The 18,846-nt window shown below is 65.4% G+C and carries 16 protein-coding genes; 4 read left to right on the forward strand and 12 right to left on the reverse strand.

Annotation, left to right across the window (positions count from 1 at the left end):
- Positions 1–6: 6 nt before the first annotated feature.
- The 4 genes from AC1VNY_RS16755 to AC1VNY_RS16770 form a co-directional block, all read right to left on the reverse strand.
- Complete coding sequence (locus tag AC1VNY_RS16755) at positions 7–1,017, reverse strand: AAA family ATPase (RefSeq protein WP_482405984.1); 1,011 nt, start codon at positions 1,015–1,017, stop codon at positions 7–9.
- Positions 1,018–1,107: 90 nt separating this feature from the next.
- On the reverse strand, positions 1,108–2,751 hold the full coding sequence (locus AC1VNY_RS16760) for an arylsulfatase (protein WP_482405985.1): 1,644 nt from the start codon (positions 2,749–2,751) through the stop codon (positions 1,108–1,110).
- Positions 2,752–2,768: 17 nt separating this feature from the next.
- The gene (locus AC1VNY_RS16765) at positions 2,769–3,761 is read right to left on the reverse strand and encodes a formylglycine-generating enzyme family protein (protein ID WP_482405986.1); all 993 of its coding nucleotides are present in this window, start codon (positions 3,759–3,761) and stop codon (positions 2,769–2,771) included.
- 21 nt (positions 3,762–3,782) lie between these two features.
- On the reverse strand, positions 3,783–4,322 hold the full coding sequence (locus AC1VNY_RS16770) for a hypothetical protein (RefSeq protein ID WP_482405987.1): 540 nt from the start codon (positions 4,320–4,322) through the stop codon (positions 3,783–3,785).
- Between the two features lie 454 nt (positions 4,323–4,776).
- Between AC1VNY_RS16770 and AC1VNY_RS16775 the strand changes: the two genes are divergently transcribed.
- Positions 4,777–5,730 (forward strand): AraC family transcriptional regulator, encoded by a 954-nt coding sequence (locus AC1VNY_RS16775; RefSeq protein ID WP_482405988.1) that lies wholly within the window; start codon positions 4,777–4,779, stop codon positions 5,728–5,730.
- Positions 5,731–5,861: 131 nt separating this feature from the next.
- Here the strand turns inward: AC1VNY_RS16775 and AC1VNY_RS16780 are convergent, their stop codons facing one another.
- A complete protein-coding gene (locus AC1VNY_RS16780; RefSeq protein WP_482405989.1) occupies positions 5,862–6,731 on the reverse strand; it encodes a DUF2066 domain-containing protein in 870 nt (289 codons plus the stop codon).
- A gap of 202 nt (positions 6,732–6,933) precedes the next feature.
- On the opposite strand from AC1VNY_RS16780, the gene AC1VNY_RS16785 reads away from it, so the two are divergent.
- Positions 6,934–7,947: a zinc-dependent alcohol dehydrogenase family protein gene (locus AC1VNY_RS16785; RefSeq protein ID WP_482405990.1), complete on the forward strand. Its 1,014-nt coding sequence runs from the start codon at positions 6,934–6,936 to the stop codon at positions 7,945–7,947.
- Between the two features lie 260 nt (positions 7,948–8,207).
- Here the strand turns inward: AC1VNY_RS16785 and AC1VNY_RS16790 are convergent, their stop codons facing one another.
- Positions 8,208–8,981, reverse strand: a complete 774-nt coding sequence (locus tag AC1VNY_RS16790) for an enoyl-CoA hydratase-related protein (protein WP_482405991.1) — start codon at positions 8,979–8,981, stop codon at positions 8,208–8,210.
- Positions 8,982–9,085: 104 nt separating this feature from the next.
- Here AC1VNY_RS16790 and AC1VNY_RS16795 point away from each other — a divergent pair, with 104 nt between their 5' ends.
- Positions 9,086–10,675: a gamma-glutamyltransferase gene (locus tag AC1VNY_RS16795; RefSeq protein WP_482405992.1), complete on the forward strand. Its 1,590-nt coding sequence runs from the start codon at positions 9,086–9,088 to the stop codon at positions 10,673–10,675.
- A 422-nt stretch (positions 10,676–11,097) separates the two neighbouring features.
- Positions 11,098–11,469 carry a PaaI family thioesterase gene (locus AC1VNY_RS16800; RefSeq protein WP_482405993.1) on the forward strand — a complete coding sequence of 124 codons (372 nt, stop codon included), beginning with the start codon at positions 11,098–11,100 and terminating at the stop codon, positions 11,467–11,469.
- A gap of 12 nt (positions 11,470–11,481) precedes the next feature.
- Here AC1VNY_RS16800 and AC1VNY_RS16805 read toward each other — a convergent pair whose 3' ends face one another.
- The 6 genes from AC1VNY_RS16805 to AC1VNY_RS16830 all read right to left on the reverse strand — a co-directional run bounded on the left by AC1VNY_RS16805 (position 11,482) and on the right by AC1VNY_RS16830 (position 18,727).
- Positions 11,482–12,177, reverse strand: coding sequence for a class I SAM-dependent methyltransferase (locus AC1VNY_RS16805; protein ID WP_482405994.1), 696 nt, complete (start codon positions 12,175–12,177; stop codon positions 11,482–11,484).
- A 7-nt stretch (positions 12,178–12,184) separates the two neighbouring features.
- Positions 12,185–12,595 carry a hypothetical protein gene (locus AC1VNY_RS16810; RefSeq protein WP_482405995.1) on the reverse strand — a complete coding sequence of 137 codons (411 nt, stop codon included), beginning with the start codon at positions 12,593–12,595 and terminating at the stop codon, positions 12,185–12,187.
- Positions 12,596–12,727: 132 nt separating this feature from the next.
- A complete protein-coding gene (locus tag AC1VNY_RS16815; protein ID WP_482405996.1) occupies positions 12,728–15,958 on the reverse strand; it encodes an AAA family ATPase in 3,231 nt (1,076 codons plus the stop codon).
- A gap of 80 nt (positions 15,959–16,038) precedes the next feature.
- Positions 16,039–17,331, reverse strand: coding sequence for an NAD(P)/FAD-dependent oxidoreductase (locus AC1VNY_RS16820; protein WP_482405997.1), 1,293 nt, complete (start codon positions 17,329–17,331; stop codon positions 16,039–16,041).
- Positions 17,332–17,345: 14 nt separating this feature from the next.
- Positions 17,346–18,077: an amino acid ABC transporter ATP-binding protein gene (locus AC1VNY_RS16825; RefSeq protein ID WP_482405998.1), complete on the reverse strand. Its 732-nt coding sequence runs from the start codon at positions 18,075–18,077 to the stop codon at positions 17,346–17,348.
- On the reverse strand, positions 18,074–18,727 hold the full coding sequence (locus AC1VNY_RS16830) for an amino acid ABC transporter permease (RefSeq protein WP_057015170.1): 654 nt from the start codon (positions 18,725–18,727) through the stop codon (positions 18,074–18,076). The genes AC1VNY_RS16825 and AC1VNY_RS16830 overlap by 4 nt, the downstream gene beginning before the upstream one ends.
- Between the last annotated feature and the right edge of the window lie 119 nt (positions 18,728–18,846).

Below are 18,846 nucleotides of genomic sequence, written 5' to 3' on the forward strand. Positions count from 1 at the left end.
CGGCCCTCACGCTGCGGCGACAAGCTCGGTGATCTTGTCGATCACCTGGTCGGGGCTGATGCCCTGCGATACGGCCTCGTAGCTCAGGATCAGCCGGTGCCGCAGGCAGTCGTGGATGACGGCCCGTATGTGGTCGGGCGTGACGAAGTCCTGCCCGTCGAGCCATGCGCGCGCCCGCGCGCAGCGGTCGATGGCAAGGCTGCCGCGCGGGCTGGCGCCGATCTGGATCCACTTGCTCAGGGGTTCGCCGTAGCGGCTGGGAAACCGCGTCGCATAGATCAGGTCGACGATGTATTTCTGTGCGAGGTCGGAGACGAAAATGCCGTCGAGCTCGCCGCGCGCGTCGAGGATCGCCTGCTGCGGCACCGGCGGCGGCTCGGCAGCTCCGGCTGCCGGCTTCCGCGCATTCTCGGCGCGGTTGAGCTTGATGATCTCGCCTTCGGTCGCCTCGTCGGGATAGGTGATCACGACATGCATCAGGAAACGGTCGAGCTGGGCCTCGGGAAGCGGATAGGTGCCTTCCTGCTCGATCGGATTCTCGGTCGCGAGCACCATGAACAGGTCAGGCATCTTGTAGGTCTTGCCGGCAACGGTGACCTGACGTTCCTCCATCGCTTCCAGCAGCGCCGACTGCACCTTGGCCGGCGCGCGGTTGATCTCGTCCGCTAGCACGAGGTTGGCGAAGATCGGCCCCTTCTGGAACTGAAACTGGCCGCCCTTCTCGGTCTGCAGGTAGATCTCCGCGCCGGTCACGTCCGACGGCAGCAGGTCCGGCGTGAACTGCACGCGCGACAGGTCCGCGGCAAGATTCTTCGCCAGCGTCTTCACCGCCCGCGTCTTGGCAAGCCCCGGCAGGCTTTCGATCAGGAGATTGCCGTTGGCCAGCAGCCCGATCAGCATGCTCTCGACCAGACGATCCTGCCCGAGCACCGATCTGCCGATGCGCGCCTTGAGATCGAGCACGGCGTCGCGGGCCGCCGAGCTCTTTGCGCCTTCCTGCTCCGTCGCGGCTTTCAACTGACTCGATCGAAGATCCGACATGTGGACTGAACCTGAAAAAGGGTCCGGCCGCCGGCGAGCGGCGGCCGGATCCGCGCATTGCTCGCGCTATTTTGCACCCGGTTGCTTGTCCAGCGTCTTCATCAGGGCATCGACCATCTGGTCGATGCTGAAGCTCGCCGACCGCTGGCTCGGCGGGAATTCCTTGAAGGTCTGCAGGAACGGAGCGACCCGCCAGACGCCGTACTGAATGAGATAGGCGTTCTTGGCCAACCAGTCGTAGTACTGGTCGGAGACCACATCGGCGCGTTCGAAGGGATCCATGCGCAGGTTGAACACTTTCGGCGCGCGCAGGCAGGTGAACGGATTCGCCCAGACGATGAATCCGCCGGGCTCACGCTGCTCGCAGAACACGATCTTCCAGTCGTTATAGCGATATGCCACGACCTGGCCGTCGTCGTTGAAGTAGTAGAAGTCGTTGCGTGCGGACTTCGGCTGTTGGCCGGTCAGATACGGCAACTGGTTGTAGCCGTCGAGATGCACCTTGAACGACTTGCCGCCGAGATCAGAGCCCTTGAGCAGCTTGTCCTTGACGTCGGTGTCGCCTGCGGCGGCCAGCAGCGTCGGGAACCAGTCGAGCCCCGACATCATTTCATTGGAAACTTCACCGGCCTTGATGTGACCGGGCCAGCGGACCATCGCCGGCACGCGAAATGCACCTTCCCAGTTGGTGTCCTTCTCACTGCGGAAGGGAGTTGTCGCGGCGTCCGGCCAGGACCACTGGTTGGGGCCGTTGTCGGTCGTGTAGACGACGATGGTGTTGTTGGCGATCCCGAGATCGTCCAGTGCCTTCAGGAGCTTTCCGACGTCGCCGTCATGCTCGATCATGCCGTCGGCATATTCGTTGCCCGGCATGCCGCTCTGCCCCTGCATGGACTGGCGGACATGCGTGAACGCATGCATGCGCGTGGTGTTCATCCAGGTGAAGAACGGCTTGTTCGCTTTCGCCTGACGTTGCATGAAATCGATCGCTGCAGCCGTGGTCTCGTCGTCGACGGTCTCCATCCGCTTCCGGTTCAGCGGGCCCGTATCTTCGATCTTGCCGTCGGCGGACGCCTTCAACACGCCGCGCGGTGTGTTGCTCTTCGTGAATGCTGTGTCGTTCTTCGGGTAATACGGCCGCTCCGGCTCCTCCTCGGCATTGAGGTGATAGAGATTGCCGAAGAACTCGTCGAAGCCGTGCTTGGTCGGCAGATATTCGTCGCGGTCGCCGAGATGGTTCTTGCCGAACTGACCGGTCGCGTAACCGAGCGGCTTCAGCGCCTGTGCGATGGTGACGTCGCGATCCTGCAGGCCGACGGTCGCGCCGGGAATGCCGACCTTGCAGAGGCCGGTGCGCAGGCAAGCCTGCCCGGTGATGAAGGTAGATCGCCCGGCGGTGCAGCTGTTCTCGGCGTAATAGTCCGTGAACATCATCCCTTCATTGGCGATGCGATCGATGTTCGGCGTCTTGTAGCCCACCACGCCGCGCGTATAGGCGCTGATGTTGGACTGGCCGATGTCGTCGCCGAAGATCACGAGGATGTTCGGCTTCGCCGTGCCCGGCTGCTGCGCGAGCGCGGGCGACCTGCCCAATGGCGACAGGCTTGTCGCGAACAAGGCTGCCGCGAACAAGGTGCGAAGTAACGGACCACGGCTACCACCATTGAGTTTGGCCGCCCCATTGTTCTTCAATTCGGCTTCATCACTCATTCGTCGCTCCCTACTCTTTAAGCTGGCTGAGACGTTCGCGACCGCACCACGCATCTGAACCCGACATGGCTGGTGGACGTGTCGACCGGTTCGGCGTGCCGCGCGGCGGGGCGATAGCGGCGGCAATAGTTCGGGGCGCAGAGATGCGAGCCGCCCTTCAGCACCTTCCGCGGAATCTTGATCGCGGGCTGGGCGGGGTCGTAGCTTGCTTCCTCGCGGCCGCCGCGCGGATTCTGCGGGATGCAGCAGGGCTTCGCGGCGTCGGCCTCATGACGGGTGGACCACCAGTCGGCGGTCCACTCCCAGACATTGCCGATCATGTCGTGGACGCCATAGCCATTCGGCGGAAACGCGGTCACCGGCGAGGTCCGGTCGAAGCCGTCCTCGCAGAGGTTCTGAATAGGGAAATTGCCCTGCCATGTGTTGGCCATGTGCTTGCCGCCCGGCGTCAAGGCATTGCCCCAGGCGAACTCCTCGGCCTCCAGCCCGCCGCGCGCCGCGAACTCCCACTCGGCTTCGGTCGGAAGTTCCTTACCGGCCCATTTGGCGTAGGCGAGCGCATCGGCATAGGCGACGTGGACGACCGGATGGCTGCCGAGCACGTTGATGTTGCTGCGCGGGCCGTAGGGGCGGCGCCAGTTGGCGCCCTTCATCAAGGTCCACCATTGGCTCCAGTCGCGCAGGGTGGTGACCCGGCGCGGCGGCTGAAACACCAGCGAGCCGGCGTAGAGCATATGCGGCAGCGCACCCGGATATTGCGCAGGGTCCGGCGGTCGCTCGGCGACCGTGATGTGCCCGGTCTCCCGCACGAATTCGCGGAATTGAGCATTGGTCACGGGCGTGCGGTCGATCCAGAAGCCGTCGACCGACGCGCGATGCGCCGGCGCCTCCTCGGGATAGTGATGGTCAGAGCCCATGCGGAACGTGCCGCCGGGAATCCAGACCATGTCGTCGGTCTGGACGCGGTCGTCACGCTCTGATTCAGCGGAGGCGATCTCTACCCGGGACATGGCGATGCACCTCTTTGCGCATTACCGTGAGCAGTAGTCCCAGAAGCCCTGTGTTCGCGACGGGTCGGTGTAGTACCAGCACATGCCCGCTGCCGGCGGCGGGCCAGCCCAGGCGGCGGCGCTCGCCGCGCTGACGAAACCGATCGCTGCGCCGGCCGCGACCGCGCCCCCGATCGGCCAGCCGTACCAGCCAGGCCGCGCCCAACCTCCCGGCCGCGGTCCGGGCCCGACCCAGCGCGTGCCGCCGCCGTGCCAGCCGGGCCGAACTCCCGGACGCACCACCGTCCGGCTACGATAAGCGACCGCACCGCCGCGCGGTCCGACCGCAACGCCGCCTCGGCGCGCGACAGCGCGCACCTGCACAACGTTACCGCTGCCTTCTTGCTGTTTGATGATCGGCAATGAAGCGGAAGAGCCGATGCTGACCGCCGACGCTGGGCCGGCTTGCGCGACGATCACGGCTGCTCCAACGAGCGCCAGACGGAAAATCCTGTTGAAGATCGGAGCCTTATGATCTCGGTGGCCGAACATCGCGCCTGATTGCGTCGTGCCTGAGTGCATTGTCGCGCCCTTCCATTTTTCTGTGCTGCACGTTTCGGCAGCGTTGATCCGTCAGGCCTTCTTCCCTTTCTCCTTCATTGCTAATTCATGTGCACATTTGCGTGCACAGGGTTCTCCATCGTGACTCGTTCCACTGGACGTTGTCACGAGCGAATTCTGCTGTCAGTTCAAACGATAGCGGAACGCACCATACAAGTGATGTGCACTTTGTGCCAATATCAACCCCGAGGCGTGCAGGCTTAACGAAAGATGCTTCAATTCGATCAATCCGATCCGGTCGGCATTGTTGCTTTCTCGAAAAAACAAGCGAAAATCTGCACGTATGCAAATCCACACCACGATCTCGCCATGCGAATCGAACCAATCTAGGCACATTGTGACGGCCGCACTTTTTGTACCGACTTCAAGCATTTGGTTTTAGTAGATTAATCGCGCTGCAGTTGTGAACGTGGATATGGGCCAGCACCTGACGGTTAGCACCGGCGAGCTTGACGGCTTCGAGGGTCTCCACGATGCCGTCAAAGGCTCGCATGTCGAAGTCATGCAGCTTGAGCGCGGCAAGCTGCGCGGCACATTGTCTCACGTCGGGATCGGTGATTTCTCGCTCAGCATCGGCGCATTCAATGTCGGGGTCCGCACCCAACGCATCTCCACCGATCCCAAGCTGATCATCGGAATGCTGCTGAACGCGACCGACCGCGTCACGCATTGGGCGTTCGACATGCAGCCGGCCGATGTGCTGGTGATTCCTCCATCGGTCGAGCATGACGGGGTCTTTCACAGCGCTTCGTCCTACGCGGCCATCCGCTTCGACCTGGCTGACCTGCCCGACATATTCGGCGGCGAGCCGCGGCTCGCCGACGCCGAAACCTGGCAGGCGAAGAACCACTTTCGCGCCGACCCCACGATCGGCATGGGCGCCGCGGACAAACTGCCGCAGATCGTCGCGCATCTCGCGCGCTATCCGGACGCCTTGACGGACTCGTCGGCCGGCTTCTGGAAGCGCGCGATCATCGATTGCGTGACCGCGACGGTCATCACATCGCTGCCGCCCGACGGAACGAGCTATCTGCCGTCGGCGATGCGACTGGTGCGCCACGTCGAGGACTATCTGCACGCCGCGGGCACGCGCCCGGTCCATGTCTCGGAAATCTGCACCGAGCTTCGGCTGTCGCGACGCAGCCTGCACCGCGCCTTCCACGAGGTGTTCGGGGTCGGCCCGGTGACGTTCCTGCGCTACAAGCGGCTCTGCATGATCCGTTCGATCCTGCGCGAAAGCACCCCGGACCAGACCACCGTCTCCAAGGTTGCGATCGAACAGGGCTTCATCGAGCTCGGGCGCTTCTCGCAATATTACCGCGCGATGTTCGGAGAATACCCGTCGCAGACGCTCGGCTACGCCGGGTAGAGCGTTTTCGAGCGAAGTGGATACCGGTTCGCGTGAAGAAAACGCGTCAAAATGAAAATCCAGAGCCCCGTTCCGATTCAATCGGAACGGAAAAGGCTCTGGCGCAAATCAGCCGTTGCGCCCGCACAAGCTCATTTCGATCGCCCCGGATCGCCATTGCCCGACAGTAGCTGCGCGGCGCCGCCGACGCCGCGGCGGAAGGCTTCGTCGAAGGTAACGCCGCGGAACTGCCATTTGTAATCCTTGCCGTGCCAGGCCATCCGCCATTGCGTGGCCCAGCCGAGGTCCTTGTCGTTCCAGACCAATCGTCCGAGCAGGGTGGCCTCGCCGCCCTGCGGCGCGACGATCGAACTCAGCTTCGCCGGCGGCGTGTTCAACAGTTCGGCGGCGGTGAGGTTGGCACTCGTCAACGCGGCTGCATCGGGCAGCACGAAATGCATGCCGCGTTTGCCGGCCGCGGCCGCAAGCGCATCGCGTTGCAGGTCGGACTGCGTCCCGTCGGATGTGACGATGTAGTCCTTCGGACCGTGCTGCATTTCCGCGAAGACGCCGAGCACCGGCCGCCGCGACCGCCACGGCTTGAGATCGAGTCTGGCGAGAATGCCGTCGATCTTCCTCTCGTCGAAATCCACCGTGAGGTCGTAGGGCCGGTCGCGGGTGCCCTGCTCGTCATGATGCGGCTTGCCGGCATATTGATCGTGATAGTCGAAACTGCTGACGAACTCCTTGGCTTTCGATTTGTATGCGGCAAGCCGGCGGTCGCCTGCCAGCATTGGCTGACCGGAAACCTTGATCAGGACGTCTTCCAGACATGCACCGAAGCCGATGATGCGGTTCGGCTCGCCCTGGCCGGTGACGACGGTCTGCGCGCGGTAGAGGCTGTCGTCCGCTGCGGCCATCGCACCACCGCAAGCGATCCATGCAGCGGCAAGCAGCACGCGGACCGCGTTGCGTGCGAGCGTGGCGATCGGATCGCGCTTCGTCTCAAGCAAGGCAGCCATCGTCACCTCCGCTCGGTCACTTCATTGACGGCACAGATTGGCGGTATTTTCGGGCAGCGCCAACGCGTTCGGACATGGGCGCCATTCCATCGGTCCCGCTGCGCGCTATGGCCACGCGCGGCAGGCCTGACATATGCTCGGAGCATGCGCGGCGGCGCCGCGAGCGCTGCCCAACACAAGAGCACCGAGCAGGAGACGTTCCGTGAAATGCTATGAGTTGCAAGGCCCCGGCGGCGTCGACGCGCTGGCGCTGGTCGACAAGCCGGTTCCGCAAGCCGGCCCCGGCGAAGTCCTGGTGCGGCTGAAGGCGGCGACGCTGAATTATCGCGACCTGCTCACGGTCAAGGGCGGCTACGGCTCGCGCCAGAAATTTCCGCTGGTACCGGTCTCCGACGGCGCCGGCGTGGTCGAGGCGGTCGGCGCCGGCGTCAGAAGCTTCGCACCCGGCGATCGCGTGATCGGCAGCTTCTTCGAAAGCTGGCTCGGCGGCGAGCCGAGCGAGGCGCGGATGCGCGCGGCGCTCGGCGGCAGCGTCGACGGTGTGCTGACCGAGTACCGGGTTTTCCCCGCGCATGCGCTGGTGCGCACGCCGGATCATCTCAGCGATATCGAGGCCGCGGCACTGCCATGCGCCGGCCTCACGGCGTGGAGCGCGGTGGTCAAGCTCGGCGACCTCAAGCCGGGGCAGACGGTGCTCACCCAGGGCACCGGCGGCGTCTCGCTGTTCGCGCTGCAATTCGCCAAGATGTGCGGCGCCCGCGTCATCGCGACCTCCTCCAGCGATGCCAAGATCGCGCGGCTGAAACAGCTCGGCGCCGATGTCACGCTCAACTACAAGACCACGCCGGACTGGGGCAAGAAGGCGCGCGAGCTGACCGGGCGCGGCGTCGATCTCGTCGTCGAGGTCGGCGGCGTCGGCACGCTGAACGAATCGATCCGCGCCACCAGGATCGGCGGCACCATCGCCTTCATCGGCGTGCTCGCAGGTCCCGCCCCGTCCGACACGCGACTGCCGCTGATGGTGATGCAGCAGCAGCGGCTGCAAGGCGTCACCGTCGGCTCGATCGAGGATTTGCAGGCACTGTGCGACGGCATCAGCCTGCACGGCGTCAAGCCCGTCATCGACAAGGTGTTCGCGTTCGACCAGGCCAAGGCCGCGTTCGCCCACATGGCGAGCGGCGCGCATTTCGGCAAGGTCGCGATTGCGATCGGCTAGCGCGTGATGTTGTGACGCAGACTCAATCAGGCGACATGCCCGCTGCACCTCTCCCGCTTGCGGGGGTCGAGACGAGCGAAGCTCGCTCTTAGGTCGCATCGCATCCGATGCGATGCGGGTGGGGGCTCTCTCCACGATGCGACTCGCGGAGAGAGCCCCCACCCTAACCCTCCCCCTCAAGCGGGAGAGGGGACGCAATCCCAATGCGGCTATGGCTTGATCCAATTTCATCATGCTCTAGAGCAGGTCGGCGACAAAGCCTAGTGCCCCGTGAACTGAGCCTTGCGTTTCTCGACGAAGGCCTGGCGGCCTTCCTTCGCGTCGGCACTTTCGCGGATCACCTGCTGCAGCTCGATCTCGCGGCGGAACTGATCGGCGTAGCTCGCGTGGTCGCTCTCCTCGAGCAGCTGCCGGGTCGCGACCAGCGCGCGCGTCGGTCCGTCCGCGAGGCGACCGGCGAGCGCCTTCGCCTCGTCGAGCAGTTTTGCATCATCGACCACATCGCGCACCAACCCCCACTCCTTGGCCCGCTCGGCCGGCAGCGGCTCGTTCAGCAGCATCAGGTCGAGCGCGCGCTGGCGGCCGATCAGGCGCGGCAAGAGCCAGGTCGAACCGAGATCGGGCACCAGGCCGATCCGGCTGAACACCTGAATGAAGCTCGCCGAGCGCGCCGCCAGGATGATGTCGCCGGACATCGCGAGGCTGAAGCCGCCGCCGGCCGCGACGCCGTTGACCGCGACCACGACAGGCACGCGGCATTCGCGCAAGGCCTGCATCGCCGGCCAATAATGCCTGATCACGCCGGTATAGATATTGTCGCCGAGCGACTGGAACGCCTTGAGGTTCTGCCCGGAGCAGAAGCCGCGCCCCTCCCCGGTCAGGACCAGCGCGCGAATGCCGGGATCGAGGCTCATCTCGCCGACGGCGAGTGCGAGATCGCCGAGCAGTTCCGGCGTCATGGCGTTCAGGCTCGCGGGATCGTTGAGCGTCAGGATGCCGGTCTTGCCGTCCCGTTCACGCTTCACACCAGTCATTTTCCGCTCCCTGAAATTGGTTCTTGTTGTTGCACTGACAGTGCCATGCTTGGCATGCTACGCCAACGTGCCCCACCCGCAACAAGAACAGCGAAAGCAACGCCATGTCCGACCAGTTCTCCAACTCGCAAGTGATCCGCAAACCGGCCGTCAGCGCCAAGGGCGGCATCGTCGCCGCACAGTCGCGCCGGGCGGCCGAGGTCGGCGCGGAGGTATTGGCCGCGGGCGGCGATTGCGTCGACGCCGTGATCGCGACCACCTTCGCGCTTGGCGTCGTGGAGCCGTGGATGAGCGGCGCCGGCGGCGGCGGCGCGATGGTGCTGTATCGCGCCAAGGAGAACCGCGTCGAGGTGATCGACTACGGCATGCGCGCGCCCGACGGCCTGCGCATCGAGGATTATCCGCTGACCGGCGGCGCGGCCTCCGACCTGTTCCCCTGGGCGCGGGTCAAGGACGACCGCAACCTGCACGGCCCCGGCTCGATCGCGGTGCCCGGCGTCGTTGCCGGCATGGAGGAAGCGCATCGCCGCCACGCCAGGATGCCGTGGAAGGACCTGCTGGCGCCGAGCGTCAAGCTCGCCGGCGACGGCCTTTTGGTCGATTGGTGGACCACCGCGATGATCGCAAGCTCCGCGGCCGATCTGCGGCGCTATCCCGCCAGCGCCGCAGCGTATCTGCAGGACGGCCTGCCGCCGAACGCGCAATGGGGCATCAGGTCGGTGGTCCGCATGCCGCAGGACAAGTTGAAGGCCACGATGGCGCAACTCGCCGCGGCCGGCCCGCGCGATTTCTACGAGGGCGATCTGGCGCGCAGCATCGCCGACGACATCCAGGCCGCCGGCGGCGCGCTGTCGGTGCGCGACCTCGCCGCCTTCCGCGCCCATCTGCGCGAGCCGCTGAAGATTCCCTACCGCGGCGGCACGGTCTATGCGACGCCGGAGCTGACCGCAGGTCCGACCATGGCGCGCACGCTCGGCCTTTTGCAAAAGGCGCTGGCGCCCGCGCAAGGCGGTCCGGATGCGGCGACCTACGCAGCCTATGCCGAGGCGCTGCAAGCCGCCTATCGCGAACGGCTGAAGGACATGGGCGATGTCGACGGCCGCCGCGCGCTCGGCGCCGAAGCGATCGCGCCAAGCTGCACCACGCATTTCTCCGCAGTCGACCGCGACGGCAACATGGCCGCGGTGACACAGACGCTGCTGTCGACCTTCGGCTCCAAATTCGTGACGCCGAACACCGGGCTGACCATGAACAACGGCATCATGTGGTTCGATCCGACGCAAGGCAATCCGAACTCGCTCGCGCCCGGCAAGCGCTGCCTGACCAACTACACGCCGGTCGTGGCGCAGGCCGCCGACGGCCGCACGCTCGCCGCGGGCGCATCGGGCGGCCGCCGCATCCTGCCGGCGGTGTCGCAGCTGCTCTCCTTCGTGATGGATTTCGGCATGGATCTCGACGCCGCGATCCACCAGCCGCGGATCGACGCCAGCGAGGGCGCCGTGGTGATCGGCGACAAGCGCCTGCCCGCCAGCGTGCGCGAGGCGCTGCGCGGCCGCTTCGACTTCGAGGAGGCCCGTATCCAGACCCTGCCGATGAAGTTCGCCTGCCCGAGCGTCGTGCTGCGCGACGGCACCACCAACAGCGGCGTCACCGAGCCGTTCCAGCCCTGGGGCGATGCGGTCGCGGAGGGGTGAGTTATACGCACGACTCCTTCTCCACCGTCGTCCCGGCGCAGGCCGGGACCCATACGCCGCAGCGAGAATTGTTGATCGCGCTCGTCGTTCCAGCATCGCGAAACAACGACCATCGGTGGTTATGGGTCCCGGCCTTCGCCGGGACGACAGTGAATGTGTTGCACGACCTGTGAGTCACACGCTCGCATTCTCGCGACACGATCTGCCCGCGCTTTGCTCTTCGTTCCGCCCCCTCTCGATCGGAGGGCGCAGGGAAAGCCAGGTGCCGATCGCACCCATGGGCCTCGTGCAAAAGGTCGGGCCGCTCAGTGATTTGGCGCTTTTCGCCACCCGCGCCCGCGGACATTGCATGACCCGAACGGGCTGATACATTTGGACCGACAACAATTGCGGTGACCGGCTTGAGTGAAGCAAGCGCAGACGTGCCGCCCGGCGCGCAACTTCTTGGACGCGAGTGGCTGGGCTTCGACGGTGAAATCGCCACAGTCCGCTTCGAGGCGCAACCCTTGTTCACCAACCGCCATGGAACGATCCAGGGCGGTTTCCTTGCCGCGATGCTGGATTCAGCGACGGGCCTCGGCGCTCTCGCAGCGCTGCCCGCAACGCGGACCGTCGTGACGAGGACGCTGACCACGCGGTTTCTCAAACCGGCGCGCATCGGCCCGATCACGGCCAAGGCGAAGGTCATCTCGCAGACCGACCGCGACATGATCGTGGAAGCCGATCTGATCGACGCCAACGATGTGACGGTCGCCAGCGCCACGGCCGAGTTCCGGATTCTGGACAAGCGATAGTCCGCAGCCCGATCAGCAATCCCTACATCGCGCCAGCAGGGTGACTTCGTTCATTCCGTAACCGTCGATCGTCTCGACGGCGCAGCCAAGCTCGCGTTCGCAATACTGGATCCACGGCTCGGGGCTCGTGCAATACAGCTGCACCTGCGCCGCATCCGCATCCGCGGTGGCTGCGGCCTCCCCGGTGACGAAGTTGACGCTGAAGCCGCGCAGGCTGGCGCGGCGCAGGTCGGCCAGCATCTCGGCGACGAATGCCTCCCAGGATCGGCGGCAGCCGCCGACATCGACATTCATGATGCCGCTCGCGACCGAATAGGTCGCGCGGCGCAAGCTGCACTTGCCGACCTTGAAGCGGCGTCCCGGCGTCGAGAAACGGCGACGCGCGCGGCTGATCATGGCGAGCGACAAATCGATCCCGAGATAGTCGATCTCCGCTTGCGGATGGCGCCTTGCGAGATAGGCGCACAGCGCGCCGTATCCGCAGCCGATGTCGTTCAGGCTGAACGGCGCGGAGAAGTCGCAGAGCTTCAGCAGCTGGACGAACCGGAGGTCCTGAGTGGCCTGGCACGACCAGTCCACCCCGCGCGGGGTGGCGCCGTATTTGGCGACCCGCGCGCTGTAGTAGGATTCGACATCAGCATAGAGGCCGGAGAACCGCGCCCGGTCGCCTTCGGCGCCGAAACCTGCGGTCTCCGCCGCGATGCTCACGTCTTGCTCACTTCTTGGCTTTGGCCCGCCGCTGCTTCGCCATCGCGGCAAGCTCCTTGCGGGCGACCTGGCTTGGCTTGGTCGGGATCGACAGAACCCGATACGACTGGGTCGAGTAGATCAGCGGCGTGTGGCCATCGGCTGCAAACGTCACCTTCGGATTTTCCTTCATGGCGTGAACGCTAACCATCACCGGCAGATACGGGGCCTGCGTGAGCGCCTGGCGGAACGCCTGGACCACCCGCTTGTATCCGCTCACATTGGGCTGATCGGACGGATAGTCCTTCAGCGTGCCGAGGAAGGTGTACCAGCGCTTCCGTTCGATCCGGTCGGCCGGCTCGATCCCGATCAGCCTGAACGACTGCTCGAGGGGATGATTGGGAGAGAAGATGTCGAACTCCTTTTGCAGCTCGACCATTTCCATGATCCCGCCGGGACCAAACCGCTTGTTAAGCAGATCCAGAACATCGCGCGTCGTATCGTCTTGAATCATCCGTCCCATTAGAACCCCCTCAATACCTTGTTTCCAGAAATGAAAAAATCGTCGCGTCTAGCGGCGTCGCTCAAGATGCAATCGAAGCTGATCGAGTTGTGGCGTGAAGTAGACTGCCCCCGAGACGTCGAGCAAATTCTGGGCGCCGCCGACAATCTCGTCAAGCTCATCATGTGACGTGCTGCCCAAGGCGCAAATGATCAGTCCGCGCAGCACGGTCGCGTGCAGCTCGGCGACGCGATCGGTCCTTCGCCGCGCGACCATCAGCGCCTCGTCCACCGCTTGCAGGGCCGCATGGTGGTCGGCGGCGCGATAGAGCGCCTCGGCCAGATCCGCCAGCATGCGGGCCTCGAATTCGAGGCCGGCTCGCGCAGAGCGCGCAAAGTCGATCGCTTCCTGAAGCTGGGCGGCAGCAACCTTGAGGTCGCCTGCGGCGCCGCTGGCGAGGCCGGCGCTGGCGAGCGCCGCGACCCGCAGATAGGGCGTGCCGGATTGCTCGGCCAGTTCGGCGATCCTCGCCGCATGCGGCTTGGCGAGTTCCGGCCGACCGCGGCTCCAGCCCATCTCCACCATCGCAAAATGCGGAATGAACTGCACGACGGCGGCGAAGCGCTCCGGCTCGGCCCGCAGCACCTCGGCGATCCGCCGCTCGGCCTCGTCGAACCGGCCGAGCCGCACCAGAATTCTGGTGCCAAGGCACCTGATCCAGTGCTCGACGTCGAAGCCGAGAATCTGGTTCGGGTTGAGACCGAGTGTGACGTTGTTGTGAAAACCGCCCTGCTCGGCAATCGCGGCAACCGCCACCTGCCCGGCGTCGAGCGCCTCGGCAAGACGACCCGACAGGAAGAACGCCTGGCTCAGCATCGCATTGACCGTCGCAAACCGTCCGACGTCCCCGGTGCCGGAAGTGAGCTTCAAGGCGTCCTGCACGAGATTCACATAGTCGTCGGCCGCCGCGGTCGCGGCCAGGATCCTGCCGTAGGCGCCGAGCAGGATCGGCTCGTGCACCGGGTCCGCCGCGCGTGCGTATTTGATCGCCTCTTCGGCGTAGGGCTTGACCTCTTCGGCGGACATGCCCTCACGCCAGCCGAAGTTGAGGATCTGGCCGCTCGACATCGCCCGCAGCCGGTCGACATATTCGGACTGGGGCTGGTCCTGCAGCAGGGCGCGAACCTTTTTCCAGCTTTTCATTGCCTCGGCGGAGTTGGTCTTGCCGATCCAGCGCGCCGCACGCTGCAAATGGGTGACCGCCTCCAGCGGCTGACCCGCGGCCTCGTAGTGATAGGCGAGCAGCCCGGCAAACTCGTCGAGCTTGCCCCAGTCGAAGCCCTCGATGGCCTTGGCGACGGTCGCATGCAGCGTGGTCAGCCGCGACCGCAACTGGGTTGCATAGGCGACCTCCTGGATCAATGGATGGCGAAACGCCAGCAATCCCTTGTCGTAGGGCGGCAGGTCGTACAGCAGCTCGGCCTGGCGGAGCTGCGCGATGGCGTTCTGCAAATCGTCGTTCGGCAGCGCCGCGACCGGGCGCAGCACCGACATCGCGACCAGCCGGCCGATCACGGCCGCCGTCTCGAGCACCTGCTTGGCGATATCCTCGAGGTGATCGATGCGGGCGGCCACGACGGCCTGCACCGTTGCGGGCAGCGGCACCGCATCGACGCCATGCTTGAGCCGGTAGTTGCCGCGTTCGCCCTCGACATTGCCGCGCTCCACGACGGTGTTGGCAAGCTCCTCGATGAAGAACGGATTGCCCTGCGCGCGTTCAATGACATTGCTGCTCAGCGAGGCCAGCGAGGGATGCCTGCCGAAATGCTCGCGGAGCAGCTCGTTCGAATCGGACCACGGCAGCGGCGGGATGGCGATCTGACGGTAGTGAGACCGCTGCATGAAAGGTGCCGTGAAGCTCGGCCTGAAATTGACCACCAGGAACGTCGCGGTGCCGACGATGGCATCGACCAGCGTCTCGACGAACTCTTCGCTCGCCGCATCGATCCAGTGCAGGTCCTCGATCATGACGACCGCCGGCGTGTCCCCGGGGCGCGCATGCACCAGCGTTCGAACGAGATCGAGCAGCTGCAGCCGCAGCGCGCGCGGATCGAGCTTCGGGGCCGGATGCTCCGGATCGGCAAGCCCGAGAAATTCAAGCAGCACCAGCAGCTCCTGCTCCGACGCGGCCATCTCGGCAAAGCGGTCGATGACGCGACGCCGGGATGTCTCGATCGGCTCCTTGACGCGGATGCCGAAGATGTCGCGCAGCAGCTCGAGCACGGGCTGGAACGGTGTTGCGCGGCCATGCGCCAGCACGCGCGCCTCGTAGACGCGAATGCCCTTGCGGCGGCAATTTTCGGCGAACTCGAAGCAAAGCCGGCTCTTGCCGATGCCGGCATCGCCGACCATGCCGACGACCCGGCCGTCGCCGGCAACCGCACGTGACAGCTCATGCTCCAACGCCGCCATCTGCTCGGTGCGGTTGACCATCGAGGTCAGGCGGCGGCCGCTGCGGAAAACGTCGCTGGCGGGCGCGCTGAGCAGCCCGGTCAGCCTGAACACCTCCACCGGCATCGAGATGCCGCGAATGGTCTGCATGCCGAGCGGCACGACCTCGACGAATTGTCTGGCGCCGAGATAGGTGTCCCGCGTGATGAGGATCGCCCCCTCATCGGCCATCTGCTCCATCCGGTTGGCGATATGGACGTTGGCGCCGGCGGCGTCGTAGGTCTGGTAGATGGTGTTTTCCACCGTCTGAACGACGACTTCGCCGGTGTGCAGCCCGACCCGGATCTGCATGCCGGGATCGGCGAGCCTCGCCACCGAATCCTGCATGGCGAGCGCGGCGAGACAGCCGCGGACCGCATGGTCCTCGTGCGGGCGCGGCGGCGCGCCGAAGAGCGCCATGACGCCGTCGCCCTGGATCTTGTTGACGATGCCGTCGTAGCGGTGGACGGCCTCCTTCATCAGGTCGAGCACCGGCTCGAGGCGCCGCATGCCGAGCTCGGGATCGCCGAGGCTGTCGATCAGGTTGGTCGAGTTGCGGATATCGGCAAACAGCAGAGTGAGGTTCTTGCGCTCGCCGCCCTTGGTGCTGAGCGAACGAAGCAGCCGTTGCGAAGGCGCATCGGGACGGACGCCGCCCGCGGCGACCGCGGTGCCGCAGCGGCCGCAGAAGCGGCTGGAGGGCCCGTTCACATGCTGACAGGAGTCACATTTGAGGCCTAACGGCGCACCGCAATCTTCACAATAATCGTTGCCAGCCCGGTTTGCGCGGCCGCATCGCTCGCACTGCATGAACAGCCTTCCAGTAAAGACTGCGAATATATCCGACGCGCGAGATTAGCCCAGCACATTCTGTAATTGTGTTAAATGCCTCACACACCGAGCCGGTCCCGCACCCGGCCGGTCAGCACGGCCGTGGTGACGCCGACCCGCCAGAAGGCGTGCATCGGGATCGGTTTGATACCGGTCACGGGCATGTCGATCTCGGCCTTGGGGCCGCCGATCAGGCGGCGGGCCAGCTCTGCGCCCATCGCGGTCGAGAGCGCGACGCCGCGGCCGTTGCAGCCGAGCGAGATCAGCAAATTCTCCGCGGGCTCATGGACATGCGGGTAGTGATCGGCGGTGATGGCAAGGCGGCTGTTCCAGCCGTGGGTCCAGCTGACGCCTTTGAGCTGCGGCCACAGCCGCTCGGCGTAGCGGATCAGATAGGCGACGTCAGTCGGCTTGCTGATCCAGCGCATCGGGCCGCGGCCGCCCATCAAGAGCCGATTGTGCTGGTCGATGCGGTAATAGACCGTGATGTGGCCGCTTTCGTAGAGCACGCGCCGGGTCGGCATGATCGCGCGCGCGATCTCGTCGGACAGCGGCGCGGTCGCCGCGATCGACGAGAACACCGGCACGATGCTGCGGCGGAGTGCCGGCCAGAGATCATCGGTAAAGCCGTTGGTCGCGAGCAGCACCTTGTCGGCGAGCACGACCGCGCGCGGCGTCTCGATCCGCCACCGGCCGCCGTCGCGGCGGAGCGACAGCGCCGGGGTCTCGCCATGGACGGCGACGCCGGCCCCGATCGCGGCGCGCGCGAGCCCGCGCGCATAGCTCAGCGGATGCAAATCGCCGCCGCGCGCATCCAGCATGGCGCAGAGGTAACGGTCGCTGCCGGTCACCGCCCGCATCTCGGCGGCGTCGAGCAGCTTCACCGGCATGCCGCGCCGGATGCACTGCTTGGCCGTGGTCTCGATCGCTGCCGCGCTGGCTTCGTTGTAGGCGGCGCGCAGCGTGCCGCTCTGCCGCGCCTCGCAGGGGATCTGGTAGCGGCGGATCAGATCATGCGTGAAGTCGGTGGTGCCGTAGGAGAATTCGATCATGCGGCGGCCGAGATCGGCGCCGAAATCCTGCTCGATCCGGTCGGGATCGTGCTTGAGCCCGGGATTGGTCTGGCCGCCATTGTTGCCGGAGGCGCCCCAGCCCGGCTCTTGCGCCTCCAGCACGGTCGCGAGCACGCCCTGCTCGGCGAGATGCAGCGCAGTCGACAGGCCGGTGTAGCCGCCGCCGATGATCGCGACCGGCACGCTCTTGTCCGATGTCAGTTGAGGCGTCGGCGTCGCCTCCACCGCGGTGTCGGCGTAGAGGCTCGGTGGCAGCGGCAGGCGAATAGGCGCGTTCATTACAGGTGACCTGATCACAGCGGATGCAGCACGCGGCGCAGGAAATCCTGGGTGCGCGGGTGCTGGGGTTGGTTGAGGACGGATTTGGCGGCGCCCTGCTCGACGATGACGCCGCCGTCGATGAACAGCACGCGGTCGGCGACGTCGCGGGCAAAGCCCATTTCATGGGTAACGACAACCATGGTCATGCCGTCGTCGGCGAGCTTGCGCATCACCGACAGCACCTCGCCGACCAACTCGGGATCGAGCGCGGAGGTCGGCTCGTCGAACAGGATCGCCTTCGGCTGCATCGCCAGCGCCCGCGCGATCGCGACGCGCTGCTGCTGGCCGCCGGAGAGTTTTGGCGGATGCACCTCGGCCTTGTCGGCGAGCCCGACCTGCGCGAGCAGCGCGCGGCCGCGGGCGACCGCCTGCTCGCGCGGCTCCTTCTTCACGTAAAGCGGCCCCTCGATGACGTTCTCGAGCGCGGTGCGGTGCGGGAACAGGTTGAAACGCTGGAACACCATCGAGACCTGGGTGCGGATCGCCACGATCGAGCGGTCATTGCTGTCGACGCGCGCACCCTCGACGCTGATCTCGCCGCGATCGTAGCTCTCGAGCCCGTTGATGCAGCGCAGGATGGTCGACTTGCCGGAGCCGGACGGGCCGATGATGCAGACCACCTCGCTCTTCGCGACGGAGGCGGTGATGCCTTTCAGCACCTCGACCTTGCCAAAACTCTTGTGGACGTCGCGGAGCTCGATCATTTGCGGTTCGCCTTGTTCTCGAAGTGCCGAACCAGCAGGATGAGCGGAATGCTCATGGTGAGGTACATCAGCGCCACCAGCGTGAACACGCTGGTGTTCTTGAAGGTCGAGGAGGCGATCAGCTTGCCCTGCAGCGCCAGTTCGGCGACGGTGATGGTGGACGCCTGCGAGGAATCCTTCAGCATCATGATCATGATGTTGCCGTAGGGCGGCAGGATGATCCGAACCGCCTGCGGCAGCACCACGCGGCGCATGGTGAGCCACCAGCCCATCCCGATGGTCTGCGCCGCCTCGATCTGTCCCTTGTCGATCGCCTCGATGCCGGCGCGGAAATTTTCCGCCTGATAGGCCGAATAGGCGATGCCGAGCCCGATGATCGCGGCCTGCAGCGCCGACAGCGCGATGCCGAAATCCGGCATCACGAAATAGATGTAGAACAGCAGCACGATGATCGGGATGCCGCGGATCACGTTGATCAGGGAGGCGCTGAGGCCGACCAGGACGCCGATGCCGGACACCCGCATCAAGGCCCACACCAGCCCGAGCACGGTCGAAAGGACGAGCGAGCCGACGGTGACGACGATGGTCAGCCAGACACCCTGCAGCAGGATCGGCACGAACTCGACGGCGTCATGGAAGAATTTTTGCATCGGCTCAGCTAAACGTATCCAGTTCCGTCACGTGCACGAATATTGTTTCCGTCACCCTGAGGAGCGCGCAGCGCGTCTCGAAGGGTCGACGGCCACCAGCCGGGCCGTGCATCCTTCGA

Source organism: Bradyrhizobium ferriligni (assembly GCF_056837965.1).

Excerpts from the sequence above, each read along its gene's own strand:
- AC1VNY_RS16830 (WP_057015170.1), bottom strand. The coding sequence starts at position 18,727 with ATGCAAAAATTCTTCCATGACGCCGTCGAGTTCGTGCCGATCCTGCTG.
- AC1VNY_RS16820 (WP_482405997.1), bottom strand. The coding sequence starts at position 17,331 with ATGAACGCGCCTATTCGCCTGCCGCTGCCACCGAGCCTCTACGCCGAC.
- AC1VNY_RS16825 (WP_482405998.1), bottom strand. The coding sequence starts at position 18,077 with ATGATCGAGCTCCGCGACGTCCACAAGAGTTTTGGCAAGGTCGAGGTG.
- AC1VNY_RS16810 (WP_482405995.1), bottom strand. The coding sequence starts at position 12,595 with ATGGTCGAGCTGCAAAAGGAGTTCGACATCTTCTCTCCCAATCATCCC.
- AC1VNY_RS16775 (WP_482405988.1), top strand. The coding sequence starts at position 4,777 with ATGGGCCAGCACCTGACGGTTAGCACCGGCGAGCTTGACGGCTTCGAG.
- AC1VNY_RS16765 (WP_482405986.1), bottom strand. The coding sequence starts at position 3,761 with ATGTCCCGGGTAGAGATCGCCTCCGCTGAATCAGAGCGTGACGACCGC.
- AC1VNY_RS16780 (WP_482405989.1), bottom strand. The coding sequence starts at position 6,731 with ATGGCTGCCTTGCTTGAGACGAAGCGCGATCCGATCGCCACGCTCGCA.
- AC1VNY_RS16770 (WP_482405987.1), bottom strand. The coding sequence starts at position 4,322 with ATGCACTCAGGCACGACGCAATCAGGCGCGATGTTCGGCCACCGAGAT.
- AC1VNY_RS16795 (WP_482405992.1), top strand. The coding sequence starts at position 9,086 with ATGTCCGACCAGTTCTCCAACTCGCAAGTGATCCGCAAACCGGCCGTC.
- AC1VNY_RS16760 (WP_482405985.1), bottom strand. The coding sequence starts at position 2,751 with ATGAGTGATGAAGCCGAATTGAAGAACAATGGGGCGGCCAAACTCAAT.
- AC1VNY_RS16815 (WP_482405996.1), bottom strand. The coding sequence starts at position 15,958 with ATGCAGTGCGAGCGATGCGGCCGCGCAAACCGGGCTGGCAACGATTAT.
- AC1VNY_RS16790 (WP_482405991.1), bottom strand. The coding sequence starts at position 8,981 with ATGACTGGTGTGAAGCGTGAACGGGACGGCAAGACCGGCATCCTGACG.